The organism is Pseudoclavibacter terrae, assembly GCF_008831075.1.
Taxonomy (GTDB): Bacteria; Actinomycetota; Actinomycetes; order Actinomycetales; family Microbacteriaceae; genus Pseudoclavibacter; species Pseudoclavibacter terrae.
In genome coordinates, this window is the sequence record NZ_WBJX01000008.1 from 57,311 (window position 1) to 81,835 (window position 24,525).

Annotated in this window: 20 protein-coding genes; 6 read left to right on the forward strand and 14 right to left on the reverse strand. The window is 61.1% G+C overall.

Features of this window, described 5'->3' with window-relative positions; translation table 11 throughout:
* Positions 1–55 precede the first annotated feature (55 nt).
* Positions 56–388, reverse strand: a complete 333-nt coding sequence (locus tag F8O03_RS17715; protein ID WP_151425062.1) for a hypothetical protein — start codon at positions 386–388, stop codon at positions 56–58.
* Positions 389–823: 435 nt separating this feature from the next.
* Between F8O03_RS17715 and F8O03_RS17720 the strand changes: the two genes are divergently transcribed.
* Positions 824–4,261, forward strand: a complete 3,438-nt coding sequence (locus F8O03_RS17720; protein ID WP_167516635.1) for a glycosyl hydrolase — start codon at positions 824–826, stop codon at positions 4,259–4,261.
* A gap of 89 nt (positions 4,262–4,350) precedes the next feature.
* Here F8O03_RS17720 and F8O03_RS18615 read toward each other — a convergent pair whose 3' ends face one another.
* The 4 genes from F8O03_RS18615 to F8O03_RS17740 form a co-directional block, all read right to left on the reverse strand.
* Positions 4,351–4,911 carry a TetR/AcrR family transcriptional regulator gene (locus F8O03_RS18615; protein WP_151425064.1) on the reverse strand — a complete coding sequence of 187 codons (561 nt, stop codon included), beginning with the start codon at positions 4,909–4,911 and terminating at the stop codon, positions 4,351–4,353.
* Between the two features lie 84 nt (positions 4,912–4,995).
* Complete coding sequence (locus tag F8O03_RS17730) at positions 4,996–6,405, reverse strand: MFS transporter (protein WP_151425065.1); 1,410 nt, start codon at positions 6,403–6,405, stop codon at positions 4,996–4,998.
* A gap of 117 nt (positions 6,406–6,522) precedes the next feature.
* Positions 6,523–7,245, reverse strand: a complete 723-nt coding sequence (locus tag F8O03_RS17735; protein ID WP_208851909.1) for an HAD-IA family hydrolase — start codon at positions 7,243–7,245, stop codon at positions 6,523–6,525.
* Positions 7,246–7,552: 307 nt separating this feature from the next.
* The gene (locus F8O03_RS17740) at positions 7,553–7,909 is read right to left on the reverse strand and encodes a cupin domain-containing protein (protein ID WP_151425066.1); all 357 of its coding nucleotides are present in this window, start codon (positions 7,907–7,909) and stop codon (positions 7,553–7,555) included.
* 176 nt (positions 7,910–8,085) lie between these two features.
* Between F8O03_RS17740 and F8O03_RS17745 the strand changes: the two genes are divergently transcribed.
* The 4 genes from F8O03_RS17745 (at position 8,086) to F8O03_RS17760 (ending at position 11,525) form a co-directional block, all read left to right on the forward strand.
* A complete protein-coding gene (locus F8O03_RS17745; protein WP_151425067.1) occupies positions 8,086–8,811 on the forward strand; it encodes a GntR family transcriptional regulator in 726 nt (241 codons plus the stop codon).
* A gap of 48 nt (positions 8,812–8,859) precedes the next feature.
* A complete protein-coding gene (locus F8O03_RS18620; RefSeq protein WP_151425068.1) occupies positions 8,860–9,300 on the forward strand; it encodes an aldehyde dehydrogenase family protein in 441 nt (146 codons plus the stop codon).
* Positions 9,212–10,255: an isocitrate/isopropylmalate dehydrogenase family protein gene (locus F8O03_RS17755; RefSeq protein ID WP_280115590.1), complete on the forward strand. Its 1,044-nt coding sequence runs from the start codon at positions 9,212–9,214 to the stop codon at positions 10,253–10,255. The genes F8O03_RS18620 and F8O03_RS17755 overlap by 89 nt, the downstream gene beginning before the upstream one ends.
* Positions 10,256–10,319: 64 nt before the next feature.
* Positions 10,320–11,525, forward strand: coding sequence for an FAD-dependent oxidoreductase (locus F8O03_RS17760; RefSeq protein WP_151425070.1), 1,206 nt, complete (start codon positions 10,320–10,322; stop codon positions 11,523–11,525).
* A gap of 55 nt (positions 11,526–11,580) precedes the next feature.
* Here the strand turns inward: F8O03_RS17760 and F8O03_RS17765 are convergent, their stop codons facing one another.
* The 3 genes from F8O03_RS17765 to pdxS form a co-directional block, all read right to left on the reverse strand.
* Complete coding sequence (locus tag F8O03_RS17765) at positions 11,581–12,234, reverse strand: GntR family transcriptional regulator (protein WP_151425071.1); 654 nt, start codon at positions 12,232–12,234, stop codon at positions 11,581–11,583.
* 457 nt (positions 12,235–12,691) lie between these two features.
* Positions 12,692–13,936: an MFS transporter gene (locus F8O03_RS18625; protein ID WP_425280961.1), complete on the reverse strand. Its 1,245-nt coding sequence runs from the start codon at positions 13,934–13,936 to the stop codon at positions 12,692–12,694.
* 57 nt (positions 13,937–13,993) lie between these two features.
* Entirely contained in the window at positions 13,994–14,899 is a 906-nt protein-coding gene (gene pdxS, locus F8O03_RS17775) for a pyridoxal 5'-phosphate synthase lyase subunit PdxS (RefSeq protein WP_151425072.1), read from the reverse strand.
* 191 nt (positions 14,900–15,090) lie between these two features.
* Between pdxS and F8O03_RS17780 the strand changes: the two genes are divergently transcribed.
* Positions 15,091–16,521, forward strand: coding sequence for an amino acid permease (locus F8O03_RS17780; RefSeq protein WP_244296366.1), 1,431 nt, complete (start codon positions 15,091–15,093; stop codon positions 16,519–16,521).
* 39 nt (positions 16,522–16,560) lie between these two features.
* Here F8O03_RS17780 and F8O03_RS17785 read toward each other — a convergent pair whose 3' ends face one another.
* The 6 genes from F8O03_RS17785 to F8O03_RS17810 all read right to left on the reverse strand — a co-directional run bounded on the left by F8O03_RS17785 (position 16,561) and on the right by F8O03_RS17810 (position 24,517).
* Positions 16,561–17,448 (reverse strand): DMT family transporter, encoded by an 888-nt coding sequence (locus F8O03_RS17785; protein WP_151425073.1) that lies wholly within the window; start codon positions 17,446–17,448, stop codon positions 16,561–16,563.
* A gap of 99 nt (positions 17,449–17,547) precedes the next feature.
* Positions 17,548–19,002, reverse strand: a complete 1,455-nt coding sequence (locus F8O03_RS17790) for an NAD-dependent succinate-semialdehyde dehydrogenase (protein WP_151425074.1) — start codon at positions 19,000–19,002, stop codon at positions 17,548–17,550.
* 4 nt (positions 19,003–19,006) lie between these two features.
* Positions 19,007–19,738, reverse strand: coding sequence for a haloacid dehalogenase type II (locus tag F8O03_RS17795; protein ID WP_151425075.1), 732 nt, complete (start codon positions 19,736–19,738; stop codon positions 19,007–19,009).
* Between the two features lie 67 nt (positions 19,739–19,805).
* Positions 19,806–20,495 carry a GntR family transcriptional regulator gene (locus F8O03_RS17800; protein ID WP_151425076.1) on the reverse strand — a complete coding sequence of 230 codons (690 nt, stop codon included), beginning with the start codon at positions 20,493–20,495 and terminating at the stop codon, positions 19,806–19,808.
* Positions 20,496–20,541: 46 nt separating this feature from the next.
* On the reverse strand, positions 20,542–21,399 hold the full coding sequence (locus F8O03_RS18630) for a D-2-hydroxyacid dehydrogenase (protein WP_425280964.1): 858 nt from the start codon (positions 21,397–21,399) through the stop codon (positions 20,542–20,544).
* A gap of 142 nt (positions 21,400–21,541) precedes the next feature.
* The gene (locus F8O03_RS17810) at positions 21,542–24,517 is read right to left on the reverse strand and encodes an FAD-binding and (Fe-S)-binding domain-containing protein (RefSeq protein ID WP_151425078.1); all 2,976 of its coding nucleotides are present in this window, start codon (positions 24,515–24,517) and stop codon (positions 21,542–21,544) included.
* Positions 24,518–24,525: the final 8 nt, after the last annotated feature.

A 24,525-nucleotide genomic window follows, 5' to 3' on the forward strand; every position in this document is an offset into this window, starting at 1 on the left:
ACCAAAAGGCGGGGCGGGCTCACAACGTGAGTACGCCCCGCCTTGGTGTTGTGCGTCAGCTCGTTCTTCTCCGCTTGCCGGCCTGGTACAGAATCACGCCGGTGGCGACGGCGAGCAGTGCTGCCAGAGTCGCGCCCCATGCGACAGAGCTCCCCGTGATTGCAAGGTCATCGCCAGGCGTCGACACCCCGGGCTCGGCGACAGGGCCGCCGGTCGATTCGGGGTCAACAACAGGAACGGTTGTTGCTCCGGGCTGGGTCGTCATGGGGGAGCGCTCGGGGACGTCGAGGTATGACAGGGGCGGCCGCCATCTCGACAGCGTCTCTTGATCCCTCAGGACAAGAGCTCGATACTTCGGACCGTCGGCGGCCAGGATGCCATCGGTCACCGTTTGCGTTGCAAGGTCGACATCACCGAGGAAGCCCCAGCTGTATCCGGCGCTGGAGGGGCCGGTGCCAAGTGGTCCTTGGCCCATCGGGTTGACCTCGGGTGCGTGGACCGCGAAGTCGCGCTGCAACTGACCCTGACGAAGCACCAGCTGCGAACGTCCGAGGTAGGTGTTGATCGCCTTCTGATCCTCCAGGACGGCTGCGTCAGGCGCTGTAGCGGGGATGCTGTCTCTATGTTACTTTTGCCGAATAGTTTGGTGAATCGATTCAATGAATTCTCCAACTCTCACGAAGTGCCCTCGCCGCGCACGATCGTTCATTCACAAAGGAGTGAGATGTCCCCTATCGGTAGTGACCACGCGCGCGGCCCGAGAAGCCGCGCGGGTCTCGGTGTCGTCTTGTGTCTAGCACTCTCAGCCGCGGGGGTGGGAGGCTTGACGCTCCTGAGCCCCGTCGTCCCCTCCCAGAGCGTGCACGCTGCCGAGTTCGCTTCCTTCGCCGATCCAGGAGTTGAGCAGCGGCCGGTCATCCGCTACTGGCTGCCGAGCGCAGCCGTCGACCATGATGAGCTTCGCGCGCAGGTCGCTGGTTTCGCCGAGTCGGGTTTCGGTGTCGTGCAGGTCGTCGGAATGTGGGATGCAAAGGGCGTGACCGCTGAGTACGCCTGGGGCTCTGACAAGTGGTGGGAGGCGATGAAAGTCATCCTGGACGAGGCCGGTGCGCGAGGCCTTCAGGTCGACCTCGCCAACGGCAAGCGCTGGCCGATTTCCGTGCCGACGATCGCATCCGCGGACGACCCAGCGGCCGCTCGGGAGCTGACGTACGGAACCACCCTCCTCGAACCAGGCGCCACCTTCGCGGGGGCCTTGCCGGAGCGCCGCGAGGTGCAGACGGAAGGCACCCCAAAGCTCGAGTCAGTCTTCGCGTACCCCGTCGTCGATGAAAAGCTCGTCGTCGGTCAGGCAGTGGAGCTCACCAGCGTGGTCAACACCGACGGGACCTTGGAGTTCACCCCACCGGATCAGACACACGCCTGGCAGATCACCGCGTTCTGGGCACAGCCCACGGCACAGAAGACCGACGAGTTCTATGTCGTCGACCACCTGGGTGCCGAAGGTGGCCAAGCCAATGCCGACTACTGGGAACAGATTGTGCTGCCGAAACTCGGGGACTCGGCGCAGCACATCCGTGCGCTCTTCTCAGATTCGATGGAGCATCACGCCGTGCTTGAGTGGACCGCAGACCTCCCGGCAGTCTTCGAGCAATTGCACGGCTACAAGATCGACCCGTACCTGCCGTTCCTCGAGACGCGCGAGTCGTTCTTGCACACGGACGCTCCGGGATTCGACGCCGACGATTCGGAGTTGCAGGCGAGAGTCCTCGATGACTACTACTCGACGCTCACTCACCTCTATATGACGAACCACCTCGGTGCGTTGGAGAGTATGGCTCAGCGCAATGGTTTCGAGCAGGTCTACCAGGTTGCCTACAACAAGCCCTACGAGATGGAGGTCTCTGCGAGCGCCGTCTCAATTCCGGAGAACGAATCCCGGGCCAACAACGCACTGGACGGTTACCGGACGATGTCTGCGGCTGTGCACCTCGACGGGAAGCAGTACTACTCGGCTGAACTTGAGTCGACTGCGAACAACTACCGGCAGTCGATGGAAGACCTCATGTGGTGGACCAAGCGTGCCTGGTCGGTCGGCGTGAACCTGACGAGCTACCACGGCGCGTCCTACACGGGTGGCTTCAGCGGCCCTGGAAGCATGGACGGTGTCTTGGAGCAGTACGGGGATCTGCACTGGGCGGGGATGACGTTCCCGGGGCCAAAGGTCGCATGGCCGGGGTACACGGCGTTTGGTCCGACTGGCCAGACTTCGATCTCCAACGACTGGGATCGTGTCACCGACCCGGCAGCTCTTCGCCTCAACATGGATTACGTGGCTCGCAACAACTGGGTGCTGCAGAAGCCTGCCAAGGTCGATCTGGCGGTTTACCGACACGACGTTGACAAGGGGCCAGCAGACGCGGGCGACGGGCACCATATCTATCCTGATGGCGGTGCGCTGAGCAGCGCCGGCTTCTCGTACGAGTTCGTCTCGCCAGCGCTGCTCGAAGCTACAGCGCCAAGCGTCGGCTCAGAACGGATCGCTCCCGAGGGACCCGCGTATAAGGCGGTCGTCGTCAACAACGAAGCCGCGATGTCCCTGGACGCTATCGAGCAACTCGCGACCTACGCCGAACAAGGCGTGCGTCTTGTCTTCGTCGGCGACGTTCCTTCTCGCCTCGTCGGCGAAGGCGAGCGGATCTCCGGCGCGACGGATGATCAGGTCGCGGCGGCGGCGAGCAAGTTGCTCGGCCTGGGAAATGTGACGCGTGTCTCGACACTCGGTGAAGTGCCCACGGCACTCGCGGCTCTGGGCGTCGCACCAGACGCGCAGAACCACGATGCGAACGGCATCCTGACGCAGCACCGCCAGGATGATTCGGGCGACTACTACTACCTCTACAACTACAACCAGATCGCTGGCCCGGGGACGCTCTATCCGAACATCGACAAGTCAAACTTCGTCGCGAAGTCTGCAGCCTTCACGCTTCGAGGCGAGGGTGCTCCGTACGCGCTAGACCCCTGGACAGGGGAAGCAACTCCCATCTTGGAGTACACGCGTGATGGGTCGGATGTGAATGTCTCGCTCGACTTTGCCGGTGACGAGGCACGCATTGTTGCTCTTCTCACTCCGGAGCAGGCGAGCCAGCAGGGCGCAGTTGTCCCGTCGGTGCACGTCGTTGGCTCGCAGGGTGCTGGCAATTACCGCGCCGACGATGGCGGATTGGTGGTTCGTGCCTTCGAGAACGGAACGCAGCTCACCCAGCTCAGTGACGGTTCGGAAGCCACGACCGAGGTTTCGGGGATCCAGCCTGCCGCATCGATTACGGATTGGACGCTGACGGTCAACTCTGTAACCGAGGGCGCAACGACGCTGTTCGCTGATTCGGAGTGGAGCGATCTCGGACCATTCGAGGTCGGGGAGACCATGAAGCCATGGCACGAACTTGATCCCGCTCTCGCCGGAGTCGCTGGAGTAGGAACATACACAGGAACGTTCTCGCTCAGCGGCGATGGCGCCTCGGGTCACAGCGCGGAGGTCATCCTTGGCGAGGTATCTGACTCAGTGCGAGTCAAGGTCAACGGGGTGGAACTGCCTCCTCTGGACCAGCACAACCCTGTGGTGGATGTTGGCGAGCTTGCAGTCGACGGGGTGAACACGATCGAAGTCATCGTGGGGACGCCGCTCTGGAACGCAGTCACGGGCGAGAGCGACCCGAACGGTCTTCTCGGTACTGGTGGTGTGATCCAGGTGCGCCCGTACGTTGAATCTGTGGTCGTCGAGCCGGTGCTTCCCAGCATCGATGCCGGCGTGCCGATGATCGATGGCGAACTTCTCGTGGGCAGTGAGCTTGCAGCCACACCCGGAGACTGGTCGCCAGCGGATCTCGATTTCAACTACCAGTGGTTGAGCGACGATCACCCGATCGCCGGGGCCACAGAAGCGACTTATAGGCTCACCGATTCGGAACTTGGTACGCGAGTTCGGGTGCAGGTGACGGGAGTTAAGGACGGATTCCAGTCGGCGACGGCAGTGTCGGAAGCCACGCAGCCGGTGGCGTCGGCGACGAGCAGTCCGCAACCGACCCCGAATCCCACCACGGGAACAGCCGGCAACGAGTCGGGCGGTGCAGGAAACGGTTCGGGTCTCGCCGTCACCGGAGCCGACATTGGCTGGATAATCTCAGTAATCATGGCCGCGATCGCGGCCGGAGCTGGCGCATTCCTTTGGAGCCGTCGAGGTCGCCGATCAGCGGAGTGAGTCGGGGAAGGTAGGCACTCGGTGGGGCGGGAGGCGTGGTCGGCCTTCCGCCCCACCGGTGATTCCAAGGCGAGTTGCGTTGACGCCGATCAGGAAAGACGTGAAAGCGCAATGAGGCGGGTCGCCAGCTCTGAGGTTGGGGTGCGAGGAGAACTTGACAGCCAATGCATGCAGGCACCGAGCATCCCGCCGGCTGCGTAAGAAGCGCGTAAGGCCCTCTCCTCCGTGGGAAGCGAGGGGGCTAACAACTCGAGTTCGTGTTCGATGGCGCGCGCGAATCGAGACCGAATCTCGTGGAGTGTGCGGATGCTCCCTGCCTCGCTTAGAGCCCACCGGTACAACTCCTGGTTCTCCTCGATGTAATCCAGGTAGGTCGTGAGCAGTTGCGTAGATTCGTTCTCTTGCTCGCCTGACCCGTCGGCGATGGCCTCCCAGGCGGCGGCAGCTCGTTCAGCGTGATCACCCATGGCATCTGCGACCAGTGCATCTAGAGAAGCGAAATGTCGGTAGAACGTCATGCGGTCTACACCGCTTGTCTTGCAGACTGAAGTGACGGACAGATCTGTTGGGTCACGACGTGCGATTTCGAGCGCAGCCGAACGCATTTCTAGCCGTGATCGCAAATACCGCGGGTCGTTGTTCGCCACCATTTTCCTCTGCAATACGACGTGTGAGTGCCACCCGCATCCTACTCGGGTGGCACTCACGGTAAATCAGTTACTGACCGACGAACCTCACTGACGCGGCGGGGTAGCTCCTGGGAGGTTCGCTGAAGCCAGGTCGGCGACGGGGATGCTTCCTGTCGCCGTTGAGGCCGAGAGCTCCATGTCTGTCGTCTCGGGGGCCCATGCAATGGATACGATCAACCCAACTACGAGGATGCCTGCGCTGATGAGCATGACCGGTCCCGTGCCCCATGCGTCGAGCCCAAGCGGGAGCAAGAATGTTCCACCCGCCGCGCCGATGCGACTCATCGCGGCGGAGAATCCGATACCAGTCGCACGGATAGCGGTAGGGAAAATTTCGCTCGGGTACAGCATCTGGAGCACGTTCGATGCTGAGCTGAAGAGTGCGAATGTGATGAAACAGGCCACGAGGATGCCGGCGGGCGCTCCCGTCCACAGGCCGAGGAGCAGCATGGCACCTGCTTGGAAGAAGTAGGGAACGATGAGGAGCTGTCGACGGCCGACCTTGTTGATGATGCCGGCGCCGATGAAGCTCCCAACGAGCAAGACCATGTAGAAGGCGATCTCCGCCCACTGACCCTCGATTCCCAGACCGAGGCCGTCGAGCACCGGGGTCAAGAAGGTGAAGATCGCGAAGAATGGGGCGACCTGGGTGGCCCAGAAGATACTGGTGAACAGTGTTCGACGGATGAACGGCTTCGAGAAGAGGGTCGAGTATCCAACCTGGGCGGACTCTTCCTGGAAGAGGTCCTGCCGGTTGGCAAGGTTGAGATAGCGGTTGGCGATCGTTATCGCTTCCGCTCGGCGTCCCTGGCGGGCGAGCCACCTTGGCGTTTCTGGCATGCCGATTCTGCCGAGGATGACAGCAAGAGCCGGGACGGCGCTACTCGCGAGGACCCAGCGCCAGAGGTCGGGCTCTTCCGGAAAGGCAGCCAAGATGAGGTACCCGAACGTTGCAGCCAGGGAGAAACCTGCGTACCACCAGGCGATCATGCCGGCGAGGTATGGGCCACGCTTCTTCGAGGATACGAACTCCGCGATCATTGAACCCGCGATCGTGTAATCAGCTCCGACTGCCATGCCCATGATGAGCCGCAGAGCAAAAAGTTGCCAGGTATCTGCTGCCCAGAGCTGGAGGATCGAGCATACGAGGAACGCGGTCAGTGTAAACTGGAACATCTTCTTTCGACCGATTCGGTCGGTGACCCAGCCGAACAGTAGTCCACCGAAGAAAATGCCGAGCAAAGAAGCGGCTCCAAGAAGTCCTTGACCAACGAGCGAGATATCGAGGCTCGTTGTCGCGGCCGGTAAAACGACGCCTATTACAGCCAAGATCCAGCCGTCGCAGAACTTCCCGCCAGACGCGGTAATTCCTACCCTTCGCTCGAAGCGTCGAATACGGCGATGGTCCTCAGCTGTGTCATCGAGTTTGATGTCGGGTTCGAGTGTGGTGGTCATAGCGATCCAATGGTCGAGTTTGAGCGAATCCTCATTGATCCGCGTCTCTGCTGGCGGCTAACCGGGGTCTCCGTGTTGGTCATGGTCTGTAGGAGACCCCGAGTGGCCGGCGGGGAGTCAGCTGTCGTGCTCGTCGAGGTAGTCGGCGAGTTCTGAGAGCGTGTGGAAGTGGAATGTTGGCTCGGTGATGACGCCGGGGTTCGGGGTACCACCGAACCCGATCTCGCCAACGTTGCGGCGGTCGATCCATGCCGTGGTGAACCCGAGCTTTTTGGCAACTCCGATGTCGTGGAACTGGCTCTGGGCCACGTGCAGGTAGTCGGGTAGGTCGTAGCCAAGGGTGCTTTGCTTGCCGAGCATGAATGCGAAGACCTGAGGGTCGGGCTTGTTGGCGCGGATGTCTTCCACCGTGACGATGTCGTCGAAGGGGTAGTCAAGTGTCGCGGCCATGTGCTGTGCTGCGAAGCGTCCGCCATTCGTGAGTCCGACAAGGCGTCGCCCGCTGCCGAGTCTCTTGAGTGCTTCGATGGAGTCGGGGAACGCGGGCCAATTGGGGATCGATGCCTTGAGGGAGGCTGCGATCCTCTCGTCGGCCGGCAATCCCAGTTTTGGTGCGAAGTCAAGGTAGGCAGTGCCGAGGATTTCACCCCAAGGGATGCCCGGGTTCTGGTCATGCTGTACGAGCTCTTCGCTCTGGCCGAATGCTTGAAGTACCTGGTCATCGGTCAGGCCGTGCTTCTCGAAGTCGATAGAGGCGCGGAGCGCATCGAGGAGTCCGGTCTCGAAATCTACGAGCGTTCCGACAATGTCGAAGCTAAGGATCTTGTACTTCTTGCCCATAATTTTCTCCTTGTGTTGTGGGGATGGTTCAGCGCGCTTTGCATGCCACGTGAAGGTGCGTCCGTCGTCGCGGAACGAGCTGTACTGAGGTGGGTGACGCACGCGGGGTACAGCCGTACTTCGCTGTACGCGAGCTGATCGAGTTGGACGTGAGATTCGTCGATTGTCCGGATCCTCAGCGAGCGCTGATCTCGAGTTCAGGATCGTCCTTGATCTGATCAGGTCGGTGGGGATGGCATAACTGTAATACATGTATGCAGTCATGCCAAGTGCGGATTGCGGGGTGGCGCCAAACCCGCTCCCTGGGTCAGTTGCGCAGGATCGTGAAGACTTTGGTCAGTGTTTTCTCGATGACCCATTGGCCCTTCCAGCCCTCCGCCAGCATCACGGTGACCCCCGGGCTCAACTCCGTAATCGCGCCTGACTGACTGATGAGGCGACCACTTCCTTCTGTGATGTGGATGTACTCGACGTAGTCGGAGTGATCGGTGCTGAAGGCCCCGGGGGTCACCCGCCAGAGTCCGAACTGTGCAGTGGGCGATTCGCCCACGACCAGTGTGCTGGCACTCGGTTGGCCCTCTAGGATCCGCTCGATCGGTACCCTGACAGAGGGAGGCCATTTGATGTCTGATGCACTGAGGCTGGTCGCGAGACTGTCGGTCATGAGTGTCCTTCTGGTTGTTCAGGCGGGGTGGGCTGGGGGCATCGCTCGTCACGTGTATGACTGATAGATGGTTATACAGTATGTCAAACCCGACTGCTGGATACTGGTGCAGCGACGGTTGACCACCACGGGCAGACTGGTATACAGTTAGACAACCTCGACGAGGAAGGTCAACCATGCCAGTTCAACTCACCACGGTTTCGGTCGTTGATGCAGTAGCCGAACAGCTTAGAAACCAGATTCTGTCCGGCGCTATCGTGCCGGGTAACGCCCTGACCGAGGGTTCTGTTACGGAGCAGTTTGGGGTTCCTCGCCCCTCGGTGCGGTCAGCTCTTCAGGTGCTTACGTTCGAAGGGTTACTTCGCAGAGAGCCGAATAAGAGCGTCTTCGTGCCACGGCTCGGCGCTGAAGATGTCCGGGACATTTTTGGAGTGCGCCGTGTGGTGGAGGAAGAGGCGGCGCGCAGGTTTGTCCGCCTGGGTCGCTCTTCTGAAGTGCCCGAACGGTTGCTTCTCGAGCTGGAAGCCATGGACGAGCGTGCTCAGTGGTCCGATGTCGTGCGAGTGGACTTCGATTTTCATAAGTCGATCGTTGACGCAGTGGATAGTCCACGACTGAGCAGGATCTACCAGAGCATCGCAACGGAAACTCGTTTGGCGCTCAGCCAGCTCCGCCCTTCCTATGATTCACCGATCGTCATTGCGAGCGAACACCGGAGTTTGCTCGATCACATCCGCTCCGGTGATGAGCGGAGTGCGATCGAAGCGACGCGGGAGCATCTGGCCCTATCAGAGCGGATTATTCTCTCAGAAATCGCCCAGGCGGAGCAGGGTAGCGAGCGGGGGAGAGATCAAGCGATTCCCTCGCCAGTGCACTCGCTCCATCGGGGCAATCGACGGTAACCGGTATAAATGCGCTGATCGGATCACTCACCGAGGCTCTTCGAGAGGATGGCCCGTCGCTCCGATCCTGTCTTCTGTTGGCGAATTCGACACCATTGCACTCGACAACGACACCGATCACAGCCTCGCGTCCTACCCGTCACGAAAGACTTGGCACGACCCCGTGGTGCTTCGCAGCGAGTCGAGCCGGGGATGGTTCATATCAACTCCGGCATTATCTCAGACGTCGTAGCTCCCCTAGGTGGGTACGAAGCTTCCGGCATCGGCCCGGAACGCGGCATCCTCGGCATCGAAGTTTTCCTCGCGACCAAGTACACCTTCATCCCCACCTGTAATTGTGAGATGGGGACCGAAACGCGGCCCTGGTCGTACAACGAAAGGGAATGGTTTGAAAACACATGTGATCTCCGTGCTTGCCGGCGACGGCATTGGCCCCGAAGTGATGCCTGTTGCCCAGGCTGTGCTGGACTCGGCGTGCGAAGGCAGTGACGTAGAGCTTCGCTGGGAAGAGCGACCCTGGGGCACCGATTATTTCCGTTCACACGGTCGAATGATGCCGCTGAATGCCATCGACAAGATGGCCGACACAGACGCCATCTTCCTCGGCGCGGTGGGGCACCCAGAGGTCCCGGACGCTGAGACCCTGTGGGGCATGCTCATCCCGATTCGTCGCGAGTTTGATCAATACATCAATCTTCGCCCAATCAAGTCGCTGCCAGGGGTTCGCTCCCCCCTCGCGAACCACGAGGGCATCGACCTGGTCATCGTACGAGAGAACGTTGAGGGTGAATATTCAGCCGTAGGTGGGCGTTCCGGAGTCGGCACCGAGTATGCGGCCGCGTATCAGCAAGCCATCTTTACTAAGCACGGCGTTAGCCGGGCGGTCTCGTTCGCTGCGGAGCTCGCCTCCGAACGAAATGGCGATCTCGTGTCAGCGACAAAATCCAACGGGATCGTCCACACCATGACCTTCTGGGATGAGGTTGTCGCAGAGGTTGCCGGCGGATTCCCGGAAGTTCGGCTCACTCCGATGCTCATCGACGCATTGTCGGCGCGGCTCGTGCAGAGTCCGCAGTCGTTCGATGTCATCGTCGCATCGAACCTATTCGGAGATATCCTCTCGGATATTGCCGCCGCGACTGTCGGCTCTATTGGGATTGCACCAAGCGCCAACCTGAACCCCGAGAAACGACACCCGTCGATGTTCGAGCCCGTCCACGGATCGGCCCCTGACATTGTCGGGCGTGGGATCGCAAACCCAGTGGGACAGATCTGGGCGGGGGCGATGATGTTGGATCATCTCGGGCATCCCGATCTGGCAGTTGATGTTGAACTAGCTCTTCGCTCGGTACTTAGTTCTGGACTGTCCACACCGGATCTCGGTGGACAGGCGACGACTGTTCAAGTTGGCGACGCGATCGTTGCCGCTCTCGCCGGCAAATGAATCACAGACGCAGTGCAACTAGTCCATTCGGTCTTGCACCAACTTCAGAAAGCAGATGTAGGGAATGAGAATTGCAGTCGTAGGCCTCGGCGCCATTGGGGTCCAAGCGCTTTGGCAGCTCAGCAAGCACGAGGGGGTTGAAGTCCACGGTTTCGACGCTGCCTACCCGGGGCACCCCGAGGCAGGCTCCGGAGGGGAGAGTCGCCTCTTCTGGAATCTTGAGCTTGCTGAGCCCTCGTATGTGCCACTCATCGAACGTGCGGCGATCGTCTGGGATGCACTCGAGCGAGAGAGTGGAGCACAACTTCGAGACAGATCCGGCGTGTTAGTTCTTGGAGAATCGGGCAACGCGCAGTTGGCCAACGGTCTCGAATCTGCGCGCCGTTCCGGGGCGCCAATAGAGCTGCTTGATCGCCACGCACTGCGGCGTCGGTTCCCGCAATTCGACCTTCAGGACGATGCGGTGGGTGTCTGGGACGTAGAAGGGGCTGTAATAAGGCCGGAACAGACGAACGTCACCACGGCTAGGCTCGCAGCCGCCAACGGTGCCAATATTCACGAGTTCACGCCCGTGAGTGACATTGGCCTTGAAGGTCCAGGGGTGAGTATCACGACGCGGCACGGGACAGAGCACTTCGATCGCGCTATCGTCGCGTGCGGCGGGTGGACGCCGACGGTGGTTCCCGCGATCAAGGAAGAAGTGGTCGCGCGGCGTTTAACTTCCCTCTGGTTCACTTCAGTCGAAGATGACCATCTCGCTGGTATGCCTCCGTTCCTGCGTGCAGCGCCGCACTACACGTACGGAATCCCGACGAAAGACGGGCGAGCGGTTAAGTTGGGCCTCGGTTTCAATGACCACTTCGTCACAGGGGATGCCTCTAAGCTGCCTCGGCGGCTCGAAGGTGAAGCGCTCGAAAATGAGATCAAGAAGTTTGACTGGATTCGGGAGCAGATGCTTCCTGGTCTGGCCAAGCGACCGTATCGGGTTGCGACCTACGTTGAGAGCTATACGACAACGATGTTCGAGCACATCAAGCCTCACCCCGAGAACGAGGATGTTCTGGTCATGGCCGGCTTCTCAGGACATGGTTTCAGGGTTGCGCCGGCGGTCGGCGAGATCGGTGCGCAGCTCATCATGTCTGGGAAGAGCGAGCTCGATATTGGCTTCCTGGACGCGTATCCCAAAGCCTTCGAGATTCTGGATTCGTTTGAGGGGCTCACGACACACAACTCCGTCATGACTACTCGGGGCATAAACGAAGGGGGATGAAGGTCGGTTAGTGGATCGCACGAGCGATGTGGGGTGCCGCGGCGTGTGACCGTTGTTATGTAGCGAGACTTGCTTCGAGGAACTTTCGAGCATCCTCGAGATGTCTGGTCCACTTGGCCTCTACATCGCGCAGTGGGGCATCGCGGAGCAGCGTATACAGCTCCAGATGCTCGACGTAAAGCGCGTTCGCGCTGCTGTAATGCTTTCTAAGGATCGCGATCATGAGGCGCAGTTCCCCTGTGAGACTCGCGAAAAATTCGCTCAGTCGAGGAGAACCTGCGGCCTCGACTACGGAACAGTGGAAGGCTACGTCAGCTTCGGCGACCTCATGCCAATTCGCGTTGGGGCTGAGAGATTCGAAGTTTGCGAGTGTGGCCTCCACGCCAACGAGTGGCAAGGTACTCGCTTTAATGGCTCTAACAGCGTCGAGTTCGACCAGACGGCGAACTCGGTAGAGGTCTGATACTTCGGCGGGCTCGAAACACCGAACCCGCGCACTGTACCCGGGTGGTCTGACGAGCATGCCTTCGTTGATAAGTTGCTGAACTACCATGCGAGCGGTTGGTCTTGCGATCCCGAACTCTTCAGCCACCTGTGTGTCACTCAGCTCCTGACCGGCCGCGTATCCGCCAGTCAGAAGGTCGTTGCGCAGCCTGTTCACGGCGGCGTCAACGAGGGAGACGGTCTCGAGAGGTTGCCTGATCGTCATGTCCTTTTCCTCGTTCTGCAGGCAATCTACCTTGTTCGCTTTGCTGTGCGGGTTTGGCGGCGCCAAAAACGGCCCGTCTGCAGTTGAATCGAAGCGCGCGCCGTCGTGACTCCTGTTGCCGGAGGTGGTGGCACGAGCGTCGGCGAGTTGCAGATGAGGCCTGATCGGCCGGCGATGTTATGAGCGGAGTGCTTGCCGCCAGGCGGATCTTGGCCCCAGGGCGACCAGGTTTGGGTGTCCGAGCAGATGGCGCCTGGGTGGCTCGCGACGCTGAGGGCAGGTGGGACCTATGCAGGTTCACCACGGTTGAGTTTCCGGACTTGATAGCGCATATCGCTGAGGTTAGATAAGCGAAAACTCGCTCGGTGCGGGACATTTCACTGAGTTTGCGATTCGTCCGTGGGACCGAGGGGGCGGGAACGGTGTCGTGGTCAGTCGCAGTGCCTGCTGCGTCGGTTCAGGATTTTGTCGAGGTTGAGCACACTCCGACGACTGATTGCAGCACCGCGACAGCGCATAATGACCACAGCACGAGAGACCAACCGCCACTCGCTTCGTGGATGCTCGCGGCAGCGAGTGGACCGACAGCCGCGAGAGCGACTCCAAAGGTCTGACTCATCGACGAGAGCGATGTCGAGTGCTGGGGTGAGCGACTCATTGCCAACACGAGACCGTAGGAAATGCCGACTGAAGCACCCTGGCCCAGGCCGAGGAGGAGCAAAGCTGGAATCGGCTGCGAAGGCACAGATGCGAGCACCGCAGCACCAAGCGCGAACGGGAGAGGGGCGCTAAGTGGGGCCAGCCAACGAGGGGAAACTTTTCGAAGAAGACCTGGTGCCGCGAACGCGGCGGGGATTGCCGTCAGATTCACGAGCGAGGCGTAGGCACCGGCAGTCGCAGGTGGCTCCCCGGAATCGATCAGGATCGTTGGCAACCAAGCCAACATCGCATAGAACAGCATCGAAGTGAAGGCCAAGTAACCTGTGACGATCCACGCCGACGGGTCAAGCAGGACTTCGCTGAGACCTTCGCGTCGGCGTTGAGACGTCAGCGCGTCGTCCCTCGATGTCCGCATCTTGTGTGACCGGCGTGCACCAGATTCTTCTGGGTGAACCAAGATCCAACCGCTGAGTCCCAGTAGGGGGAGGACCGCCAGGCTACCGCAGGCTAGTCGCCAGCTATCGCCAAATGCGTTCGCAAGTGGTACAGCCAGGCCTGTGGCGAGGGCCGGGCCGAGGCTCAAGCTCGCAGTGTACACAGATGTGTACCAGCGGTTGTGACGCCCTACGAAACCCGTGATGAGGGACGGGGTCAGCACACTTACTACCGCGACGGCGAAACCCAAGAGCAATGTTCCCAGTCCCAGGCTCCACGTTCCGGGCAATGAGCGTATGACGGTCCCGGCTGATGCGCCGGCGAGCGAGACCATGAGCACTACTGACAGCCCGAATCTCGCCTGGAGCCAGGGGGCAATCGGTGCTGCGATGAGGAAACACGCAAGCGGGACTGATGTGAGGAGGCTAAGGATCGTGGGCGTCAGCGAGGTCTCGCTGCTGATCTGGTTGATGACCGGGGCTATCGAGGCGGTCGGTGCTCGAGTAGTGAGGGTTATCAGCGCGAGCGTCAGAGTGATAATCGCCGCCGAATGCGCGTACCGACCCGATCGATCAGCTCCCTTCTCGGGTCGAAACAATCGGATCACCAGCCCCGTCGAGCGCTCACCGCGGGGGTAATCCGTTGTCTTTTCTAGACGGCTTTCTCACCAGCCGCGCTCGGCGAGGCGGTGCGGAGCGGCGAGGTCGGAGACATTGATGCCGACCATGGCTTCGCCGAGTCCGCGCGAGGCGTCAGCGATCACGGCAGGGTCGTCGAACGCCGTGGTCGCCTTCACGATCGCCGCTGCACGCTGGGCAGGGTTGCCCGACTTGAAGATGCCGGAGCCGACGAAGACACCGTCTGCGCCGAGCTGCATCATCATCGCGGCGTCGGCCGGGGTTGCTACGCCGCCTGCCGTGAACAGCACGACCGGGAGCTTGCCCGTCTCGGCGATCTCGCGCACGAGCTCGTAAGGGGCCTGCAGCTCCTTGGCGGCGACGTACAGCTCGTCGCGGGTCATCGCGGTGAGCGCCGCGACCTCTGCCCGAATCTTGCGGATGTGCTTGGTCGCCTCCGAGACGTCGCCCGTGCCCGCTTCGCCCTTCGAGCGGATCATGGCCGCGCCCTCGTTGATGCGGCGCAGCGCCTCACCGAGGTTCGTGGCGCCGCAGACGAACGGCGTCGTGAACTGCCACTTGTCGATGTGGTTCACGTAGTCGGCCGGGCTCAGCACCTCGGACTCGTCGATGTAGTCGACGTCGAGCGCCTGCAGCACCTGTGCCTCGACGAAGTGCCCGATGCGAGCCTTCGCCATGACGGGGATGGACACCTCGGCGATGATGCTCTCGATGAGGTCAGGGTCGCTCATGCGAGCGACTCCGCCCTGCGCGCGGATGTCGGCGGGGACGCGCTCGAGGGCCATGACGGCGACAGCGCCGGCATCTTCCGCGATGCGAGCTTGTTCGGCGGTGACGACGTCCATGATTACGCCGCCCTTGAGCATTTCTGCGAGACCGCGCTTGACCCGGTCGGATGCAGGAGCTGGTGCGGCGAGGCGAGTTGAGTTCATGTTCGTCCTTGCGGGGATGTGCCGATGAGGTGGTGTCCCGTTGATTTGCGCGACCTGATGTACTGTATAACAGTTATATAGATAAGTTCCACCCCACACGCAACTGTTCAGTCGAGGACGGCGTGGAGCAGTTGTCAACGAAGACAGCCCGATCCCGCAGGGATCGTGGGTGTACAGGAAGCGAGTGCCTCATGCCAGAACACCGCCCATCTCCCTACGACGCCCGGGTCTCACCCGAGACCTCGGCAGGTGTGGCGGTTCGACCGCCGAAGAAGCTCCGTTCCCGTCACGTCACGATGATCACGTTGGGCGGCATCATCGGTGCAAGCCTGTTCGTCGGATCGGCCAATATCATCCATGCCGCCGGGCCGGCGGCGGTGATCTCGTATCTCATCGGGGGACTGCTGGTCTTCTTCGCGATGCGCATGCTCGGCGAGATGGCTTCCGCCCGTCCAGCCATCGGCTCTTTCATGGAGTACGCCCGGGTGGGACTTGGGGACTGGGCCGCGTACCTCGTGGGCTGGCTCTACTGGTACTTCTGGGTCGGGGTCCTTGCCTACGAGGCGGTTCTCGGGGGAAACCTGCTCAACGGATGGTTCCCAGTCATCCCTTCTTGGGGATGGTCGATAGCACTGCTCGTGCTCTTCATCATCACGAACCTCATATCCGTTCGCACCTTCGGCGAGGTTGAGTTCTGGCTCGCGAGTGTCAAGGTGAGTGCGATCGTCGTCTTCCTTGTCGTGGGCGTGCTCTTCGTTCTCGGGCTCTGGCCCGACGCGTCTTTCTCGGTGTCCAACCTCTGGGCGCATGACGGTTTCGCGCCGAACGGCGTGGGTGTTGTGCTCACAGGAGTCGCAATCGTGATCTTCTCGTACTTCGGAACTGAGATTGCGGTCATGGCGGCTGCTGAGTCGGAAGATCCGGCCGGTGGAATCAAGCAAGCAACCACGACCATCATCTGGCGCATTCTGCTCTTCTATGTCGGTGCTGTCTTGCTGATCGTCACCATCGTGCCCTGGAATCAGCTCCCAGATCCCGCGGTGATTCCACCGTTCACACACGTCTTCGCACTCTTCGGAGTTCCAGGCGCAGACACGATCATGACCATCGTGATCTTCACAGCTGTCGTTTCGGTCCTGAACTCCGGCCTGTACTCGGCATCGCGGATGTTCGCTGCGCTCGCTGACCAAGGTTTCGCTCCGAGAATCGTCGCCAAACGCGCCCGGAACGGTGTGCCGGTCGCTGCCCTCATCGCGTCGACTGCCGGTGGCTTCGCAGCAACGATCGTCAACTTCGTGGCACCTGGTTCAGGCATCTTCGACTTCATCATGAACTCTGCGGGCCTCGTCGCGTTGTTCGTGTATGTGTTCATCGCGGCGACACAGATGCGCCTTCGCATGAAGATGACGCCGGAGGAGCAAGCGAACCTGAAACTGAAGATGTGGTTCTTCCCCTGGATCAACATCCTGCTCATTGCTGCCGTCCTTGGAATCATCGCGATCATGCTTAGCTCCGAAAGCGGGCGTACTCAGGTCTGGACGAGTCTGCTTGCAACGGGGGTGCTCATCGCATGCTGGCCTCTTGTGAGACGGCGTCTTGCAAAGACTCGCGCATCGAATTGAGTTCTAGTTCTCATTGACGGGTCGCGTCCTTGAGGTGGGTCAGGACTTCTTGGTGGCGACGTACAGTCCGACCACGGTTGCCGCAATCCCGATCCACCCAGGTGCCGCAATCGCTTCGTGGATGACAATGACAGCGAGCAAACTCGCGAGTACAGGTTCGATGAGCGTGATGGTGGTCGCAGTCCGAGCGTCGACGTAACGCAGGCCGAGCCCGAACAGCCAGAACCCGATGAGAACCGGCCCGATCGCTAGGTAGAGCCCTAAGCCAATCGTCGCAGGGGTCCGGAGCAATGTTTCGAAGTTCAAGGCGAGCAGCGGGAGCAGCAGGAAACCACCCACTCCGAACGTTGCTCCCATAACTCCTGGCGCATCGGGGCGCTGGTCGAGCGCCTTCTTGGATGTCAGCGTGTATCCCGCGTAGAGAAGTCCAGACAAAACAGCGAGAGCAATCCCCGCGGTCATGTCCGCAGCATCCGTAGGTGTGTCGGAAGCTGCACCGGGGTCGGCAAAGAAGCTAAGAAGCACAAGGCCTACGACCGAGACTGCAGTGCCAAGCGCCCACTGGAGGGAGAGTCTCCTGGTACCGGTGATCCATTCCATCGCCGCCGCGAAGAGCGGTGCGCTCCCGAGGTTGACTACCGTGCTGACCGCGGCGCCGGCATATTGCACGCTGCTGTAGTAGGCGAGTGCGTAGCAGGCAACGAGCAAGCCTCCGGAAAGCACCCAGTGCCTCGTGTGCCGATCTCGAAGCACCTGGAGAGCACTGCCCCTGAAGGCAACGAACATGAGTAGACCGCCCGCCCCGAGTGTGGCAGCGCCAATTGTCGTGCCGGGGATACTTGCTGGCATGAGCGCTGCTGCAGTGCTCGCAGTGCCCATGATCAGTGCGCTGAGCACGAGGACCGGGATGGCAGATCGTCGGGTCATGAGATTCCCTGAGATGTGTTCTTGCAGTCAATCGAGAACGGCTCGGGCTCCGCCTCTCGGCGGAGCCCGAGCCGTTCTCGAGCGAACCTTGGATGCTGGCTAGTCGTTGGGGATGAAGGTGTACTTGTACTCGAGGAACTCGTCGATTCCGAGCACCCCGCCCTCACGTCCGAGTCCCGACGCCTTCACGCCGCCCAGTGGGGCAGCGACATCGGAGATGATGCCGGTGTTGATGCCGACCATTCCGGCCTCAAGTCGCCCCGAAACACGCATGGCTCTGGCGAGATCGTTCGTCAGGAGGTAACTGGCCAGGCCGTACTCGGTGTCGTTGGCGATTTCGATGGCATCAGCCTCGTCCTTGAACGGGATGATCGGTGCGACTGGCCCGAAGAGTTCTTGGCTGGTCAGGTCGGCGTCGCGAGGTACATCCGCGAGGACGGTTGGAGGGTAGAACGAGCCGGCGCCCTCGGGCAGTTCGCCGCCAATGAGGATTCGGGCGCCGCCAGCGACTGCGTTATCGACGAGCCCCTGGAGACGCTCGCAGCTGGTCTGATCGATCATCGGACCGATGTCGACCCCCTCGTCGAGTCCGTTGCCGACGGTGAACTGCTCGAAGCGGGCTGCCAGACGCGTGCCGAATTCGTCAGCAAGGCTCTCGTGGACCAAGATGCGGTTCGCCGCAGTGCACGCTTCTCCCATGTTCCGCATTTTTGCCGCGGTGACTTCCGTAACTGCCTTATCGAGGTCGGCATCTTCGAAGATGATGAATGGTGCGTTGCCGCCGAGCTCGAGCGACGTTCGAATCATGTGCTTCGAGCACTGCCCGTGCAGGATGCTTCCGACCTTGGTCGAACCTGTGAAGGAGAGATGACGCACGAGTCCGTCTTCCAGGATCGGACCTGTCAGCTTGCTCGAGTTGGTCGTCGTCACGACATTGAGTGTGCCAGCGGGGATGCCCGCCTTCTGGAAAATCCGAGCGAGGAACAGCATCGTCAGCGGCGTCTTCTCGGCAGGCTTCACGACGACGGCACAACCTGTCGCCACTGCGGGGGCGATTTTGCGTGCTCCCATCGCGAGTGGGAAGTTCCAGGGTGTGATCAGGAAGGAAACGCCAACCGGTTCCCGGGTGAGGAGGATCTGACCGCGGCCGGACGGCGATTGGCCGTGGGAGCCTTGGACGCGAAGCCCTTCCTGCGCGTACCACTGCAGATAGCCCGCAGAGTAGTCGATCTCACCGCGCGCTTCCGCAAATGGCTTCCCCATTTCAGCGGTCATGATGGCGGCAAGCTCATCCTTGCTCTCAAGCAACAGTGCGTGGGCCTTCAGGAGGATCTTCGAGCGTTCTTGTGCAGGCATAGCTGCGAACGCATCCTGGGCGGTGTTCGCAGCTTCGGCGGCCAGGCGTCCATCCTCAGGGCTCGCGTTAGCGATCTCGGCAATCACTTCCCCTGTGGCCGGGTTGGTGACTTTGATGAGATCCGGGTTGGATCCGGCGATCCACTCGCCACCGATGAAGAGCTTCGTGGGGACGTTTTCGAGGTTCAGGGTCGGCATGTCGCTAGGCCTTGTCTGCAAATGCGTCGTCAACTGCGTCCGCGAAGTCGGCCAGGGACTTGTACTCGGCGTCGGGCGTGACTCCGACCTGCGGGTCGGGTGTGGCGCCCCAGCCGGGACGGTTGTAGCGGCGGTTGATCCAGATCGTGTCGAGGCCAGCATTCTTGCCGGGCACGTGGTCGTGGAACAGGGACTGGGCCACGTGCAGCAGCTGCTGCTTTTCGAGGTCGAGGTCGCCGAGTCGCTCGAGGAGAACCTCGAAGTTGCGGGGGTTGGGCTTGTACGAACCAATCTGCTCAGCCGTGTTGACCTGGTCGAAGTCCACGGCCATGCGCTTGATGCTTCCATCCACGCCCTGCTGGTGCACGTTTGACAGGATGATCAGCTTGTAGTGCTTCTTGAGGCGGCTCAGCGCTTCGTGTGTGTCCTCGAAGGCAGGCCAGTTCGGTACCGAACGACCAAGTTCCTGTACCTCCTCGTCTGTGACTGGGAGGTTCAAGTCCTTCGCTGTCCGTCGGAACGCTGCCTGCAAGACCTCGGCATATGCAAGGCCTGGGTACTCCCGTTCCACGGCCGCTTCGTTGTCGGCGTAGGCGAGGAGGAGCTGTTCGTCATCGAGATCGGACTGGTGGCGCTCGGCCCAGCCCTTGAGCACGTTCGCGATGCCGGCTTCCCAGTCAATCAACGTGCCGTACACGTCGAAGCTCAGCGCGGAAAAGGACGTCAGATCAACCATGATCACTCCTAACGATTCAGAGGCGGTCCATCCACCCCTCGGCTAACTGTATAACAGTTAGCCAGAGTTAGATAGTCTCGTCGACGCCTACTTCGTTGGTGCCGGCGACGTGATGCGTGAGGAAGCGCTCTGCTGAGTCGAGATGCGACAGCCACTCGCTCTGCACGCTTTGCAGCGATGAGTCGTCGCGGAGGCTGAGGTAGAGCTGTTCGTGCTCGGCGTAGAGCGCCGCGCCGCCCGTGTACTGGTCTCGAAGTTGCGCAACGAGCAGTCGGATCTCGCTCGTGATCCCGGAGAAGTACGACTGGAGTCTGGCGGAGCCGGCGCTGTTGACCACTGACGCGTGGAACGCAACGTCTGCCTCAGCGATTCGGGACCAGTCGTCTTCGCTCTTCTGGAGATCAGCGAAGCCTTCGAGTGCCTCCGCGACGAGGTGCAGCGGGGGTTTGCGGTTCTTGATCTCGCGGACAGCATCGAGTTCGATGAGCTTGCGTACTCGGTAGATGTCTTCGACCTGTGACGGGTCAAACGTCCTGACTCGGGCACTGTATCCGGGTATCCGCACGAGCATGCCCTCGTTGATGAGCTGCTGTACCGCAACTCGCGCCGTTGGACGTGCGATCCCGAACTGGGTCGCGACGTGCGTGTCCTTGATCTCCTCGCCAGCTTTGTAGTGGCCGGCGAACAGGCTGTCACGAAGTCGAGTCGTGGCAGCGTCGGCGACCGATACTGTCTCGAGAATTTGGGGCGAGGGCATGGCTGTCTCCTAAACGGCTCGTCGTCTGACCGTACTCAAGAAATCTTCAATCTGCGTCCGCCTCGGGTTCGCCGGCAAGGAACGCAGCAGTGTTCACGCGATTCTCGAGCTCTTCGCCAGCTCGCCACCTCCGCAGATTCCTAACGAAGAGCTCCACGGTCGACCTCTTCCAATCGTGAACGTCGCCGGATTGATGCGGCGAGATCAGCACGTTCTCCATCTCCCAGAAGGGATGAACTCGGGGGAGGGGCTCCACGCTGAAGACATCCAGAGTGGCGGCTGCGACTCGTCCAGAGCGGAGCGCGGCAAGGAGTGCGTCATCGTTCACGATGGCGCCCCTTCCCACGTTGACGAAGTGCGCGCCGGGTCTGACGGAGTCGAAAGCCTCTGCATCCATCATGCCAACCGTCTCGAGCGTCAATGGCGCAGCGATTACGACGTCGTCCGCAAACGCCAAACGCTCGCGGAGCTCATCAGCGCCGAAGACCGGCCCGAGGCGCACGCCGTCGACACTTCCACCACTCTCGCGACGTGTTCGCGCCACGATTTCTACGTCCATGCCCACCGCGCGAAGCAGCACTGCGATGCGCGCACCAACCCCACCGGCTCCGACGACAACTGCACGTCTGCCTTTGAGGTTCGCGGTCGTGCGCTGGTTCCAAACTCCACGCCTCTGATCTTCAAGCGTTCGACGCAGGTCCTTGACCTGGCAGAGGATGCTGGCGAGCACAAACTCGGCAATGGGCTGCTCGAAGATTCCGCGTGCGTTCGTGACGAGGACGCCAGCCGCTGCGACTTCCGGGGTTGCCACGGCGTCGACTCCGATGCTGTTCGTCTGAATCCACTCCAACTTCCCCGGGCCGTGATCGCGGATGAGTGAAGTGGCGAGATCGCAGACGAACATGGCACGCGCCTCCTGGCGAGCGGCGAGGAACTGCGCGGGCGTGCGAACGATGATCGGTTCCGCGACTTCTGAGATCAGGGCGAACTCGTCGAGGGCTTGGCTCTCCGGTTCGATGGCAACAATGACCTTGGAGTTCACGAGGTCAGGATCCTGTCTTGTCTGCACGTGGTGATGCGTCTCGGTCGTTGTTCGGATCAAGTGCGATGGCGAGGTGCTGTGTTTCTCGGAACGGATTAATCTGAGACACCTGCATGGTGCAGCTGAAGCCGTCGGTCAGGACGAGTGCTTCGTCGCCTCCCTTCTTAAGGGCAGGAATAATCGAGTGCTCGGCAACCTGCATCGAGAGGTCGAAGTGCTCCGCTTCGAAGCCAAAGTTCCCAGCCACGCCACAACAGGACGAGGACTCGGTCACATCTGCAACGCCCCACTTGCTGAGGACTCGGCGCTGGGATTGTGAACCGAAGGCCGCATGCTCGTGGCAGTGTGTCTGAACGACTGCTCGTGCAGGGGGAAGGGCGTCCGGGGCCCAGCCGCGGTTCATTGCCTCGTCGACCGCGACTGAGAATGAGCGAACGCGACGGGCGACGCGCGCTGCGGCCTCGCTTCCGACGAGTTTCGGTGCGTCATCGCGGATTGCGGCGGCGCAGCTTGGTTCGAGGACAACGATGTCGCGGTCCGTGCCGTCGTCGAGTTTCTCCACAAGATTGGCGAGGCGCTTAGTTGCACCATCGCGTTGGCCCGTAGAGATCCATGTGAGTCCGCAGCAAGCGTCCGCAGCGCACCCGACTTCTGCTCCCGAGGATCGAAGCACGCGTGCGGCGGCGGGGATGACCTCCGGTCGGAAAGCTTTCGTAAAGCTGTCAGCGAAGACCAGAATCTCACCGTCTGAGGAGAAGTCCGCTTCTGCGACTCGTTTCCTCAACTCGGCATGGGTGGAAAATTCTGGCATTCGACGCCGAGCACTGATGCCGAGCTTCTCGCCGACCCATCTGAGCAGGGGGATCTTTGCGCCGATGTTGGCGATGGTGCTCATGCGCGTGACTAACGGTAGCCACCGTGGTAGCCACCCGATGGAGTAGTGCGTGAAAGGTCGCAGTTTGCCGCGGTAGTGGTCTTGGATGAGTTCTGACTTGGCTTCCGCCATGTCGACTCCCGTGGGGCAGTCGGTAGAGCAGGCTTTGCACGAAAGGCACAGATCGAGTGCTTCACGGACTTCTGGTCGTGCCCAGCCACCGGCGCTGGTTCCCTGTCCTCGGGCGAGCTCTTGCAGGACTCGAGCGCGTCCTCGGGTTGAGTCCTTTTCATCCTTCGTGGCGCGATAGCTCGGGCACATGAACCCACCACTCGTCGCGCGACAGCGTCCGACGCCGATGCAGGCGTGGGCGTTGCCAACAAACGTTCCGATCTCGTGGTGGTCTGCTTCGGTGATGCCGAGAACGAACGCGCCCTGTCCGATCGGAGTGACGGGGCGGATCGTGGGCATGGGCAGTGCGACGTTCTGGCTTGGGAACCCCTGCAGGGAGAGCGAATCAGTGAACGGCACTGGATCGACAATGATCCCGGGGTTCAGGAGGTTGCTGGGGTCCCAGATGTCCTTAAACCCCTGGAACAGCTCTAGGACCTCCTGGGAGTACATGAGGTCGAGCAGGGCGCTGCGGGCGCGGCCGTCGCCGTGCTCCCCGGAGAGTGATCCGCCGTGTCGCACGACGATCTCAGCTGCGCGTCGCATGAAGGAGCTGAAGTTCTCTCGACCTGCTTCGGTTCGCAACTCGAAGTCGAGGCGCATGTGCACGCAGCCGGCACCGAAGTGGCCGTACATGGAGGCGGTATAGCCGTGTTCCTCGATGACGGGGAGTAGCTCGGCGAGGTAGTCAGCCAAGTTCTCGGGCGCGACTGCGGAGTCCTCCCACCCGGGCCAGGTCTGCGTGCCGTCGAGACGTTTCGACGAGAGTCCGGCCCCATCTTCGCGAACGCGCCACAATTTGGCTCGCTCAGCGGGTTCTGTCGCGATGACGGAGTCTTGAACGAGACCTCGGTCCCGCAAGCGTGTGAGAAGCTCGTCGCATTTTTCTGTGGCGTGATCGATGGTGTCGGCTGAAAACTCGACCATCACGTAGGCGTCGCCGTTGGGCAGTGAGCTCACGCTTGCTTCACCTCGGCGGTGCCGCATGATGTCCACGATGGCACTGTTGAGGCCCTCGATAGCGCTCGGTCGCATTTCGAGCATCGTCATGACGTCGCGCGCAGAATCAACAGTGTTGTTGTAGCCGACGCAGAGGAGTGCCGTAGGTCCTGGCTTCGTCACGAGGTTGACGCGTGCGCGCAGAATAATTGCGCATGTCCCCTCGGTGCCAGCGAGGGCGCGTGCGAGGTTGAAGCCGTTCTCTGGCAAGAGGTTGGCGAGGTGATACCCCGAGACCTGGCGAGGAATGGTCTGCAGCTCCAGGCGGAGTGCAGCGAGGTTGGAGTTCGCGAGTGCTCTCAGTGCATCGTTGATCTCCGCAGCGCGGGCGACAGAGTGACGGTGCGTCTCATCGGCGGTGCGGACGCCGCCCTTCGACGCAACGAGGTGAGCTCCATCAATTGTGAGAAGTTCGATCTCGACAACATGATTCGACATGCGCCCGTATTCGACGGAGTGGTTCCCGCACGCATCGTTTCCGATTGAGCCGCCCACTGTTGCGCGACTCAGTGACGAGGGATCCGGCGCGAAGGTCAGTTGACCCCCGGAGTTGCGTTCTACGTGCGCGCGAAGTTCTCCCAGGACGACGCCAGCGTCGACCCAGACGGTGTTCGTCGCGTGGTCAATTTCGTCCACGGTGGTCATCTGGCGTGAGACGTCGATGACGACGCCGTCTCCCACAGCGTTGCCCGCCATTGAGGTTCCCCCACCCCGAAGGGTGACGGGGACGTCAGCTTCGGATGCGCCAACCAGAATCGTTTTCAGGTCCTCAGTAGTGCTGGGGAAGACCACAAACTCGGGTCGGACACGGTAGTTCGATGCGTCGTAGGAATACTCCTGACGACGATGCTCTGAGGCATCTACCGAGATTCCGGCCTTTCCAAGACGATCCCGAAGCTCGGAGACGCGGGCTGTTCTTTCCTCAATGACGGGCATGTCTGTGC

Coding starts and splice junctions, on each gene's coding strand:
- F8O03_RS18620 (WP_151425068.1), top strand. CDS start 8,860: ATGGCCCGTCGCTCCGATCCTGTCTTCTGTTGGCGAATTCGACACCAT.
- F8O03_RS17780 (WP_244296366.1), top strand. CDS start 15,091: ATGCCAGAACACCGCCCATCTCCCTACGACGCCCGGGTCTCACCCGAG.
- F8O03_RS17810 (WP_151425078.1), bottom strand. CDS start 24,517: ATGCCCGTCATTGAGGAAAGAACAGCCCGCGTCTCCGAGCTTCGGGAT.
- F8O03_RS17730 (WP_151425065.1), bottom strand. CDS start 6,405: ATGACCACCACACTCGAACCCGACATCAAACTCGATGACACAGCTGAG.
- F8O03_RS17745 (WP_151425067.1), top strand. CDS start 8,086: ATGCCAGTTCAACTCACCACGGTTTCGGTCGTTGATGCAGTAGCCGAA.
- pdxS (WP_151425072.1), bottom strand. CDS start 14,899: ATGAACTCAACTCGCCTCGCCGCACCAGCTCCTGCATCCGACCGGGTC.
- F8O03_RS17765 (WP_151425071.1), bottom strand. CDS start 12,234: ATGACGATCAGGCAACCTCTCGAGACCGTCTCCCTCGTTGACGCCGCC.
- F8O03_RS17795 (WP_151425075.1), bottom strand. CDS start 19,738: ATGGTTGATCTGACGTCCTTTTCCGCGCTGAGCTTCGACGTGTACGGC.
- F8O03_RS17740 (WP_151425066.1), bottom strand. CDS start 7,909: ATGACCGACAGTCTCGCGACCAGCCTCAGTGCATCAGACATCAAATGG.
- F8O03_RS18615 (WP_151425064.1), bottom strand. CDS start 4,911: ATGGTGGCGAACAACGACCCGCGGTATTTGCGATCACGGCTAGAAATG.
- F8O03_RS17785 (WP_151425073.1), bottom strand. CDS start 17,448: ATGACCCGACGATCTGCCATCCCGGTCCTCGTGCTCAGCGCACTGATC.
- F8O03_RS17735 (WP_208851909.1), bottom strand. CDS start 7,245: ATGGGCAAGAAGTACAAGATCCTTAGCTTCGACATTGTCGGAACGCTC.
- F8O03_RS17790 (WP_151425074.1), bottom strand. CDS start 19,002: ATGCCGACCCTGAACCTCGAAAACGTCCCCACGAAGCTCTTCATCGGT.
- F8O03_RS17800 (WP_151425076.1), bottom strand. CDS start 20,495: ATGCCCTCGCCCCAAATTCTCGAGACAGTATCGGTCGCCGACGCTGCC.
- F8O03_RS18630 (WP_425280964.1), bottom strand. CDS start 21,399: ATGTTCGTCTGCGATCTCGCCACTTCACTCATCCGCGATCACGGCCCG.
- F8O03_RS17760 (WP_151425070.1), top strand. CDS start 10,320: ATGAGAATTGCAGTCGTAGGCCTCGGCGCCATTGGGGTCCAAGCGCTT.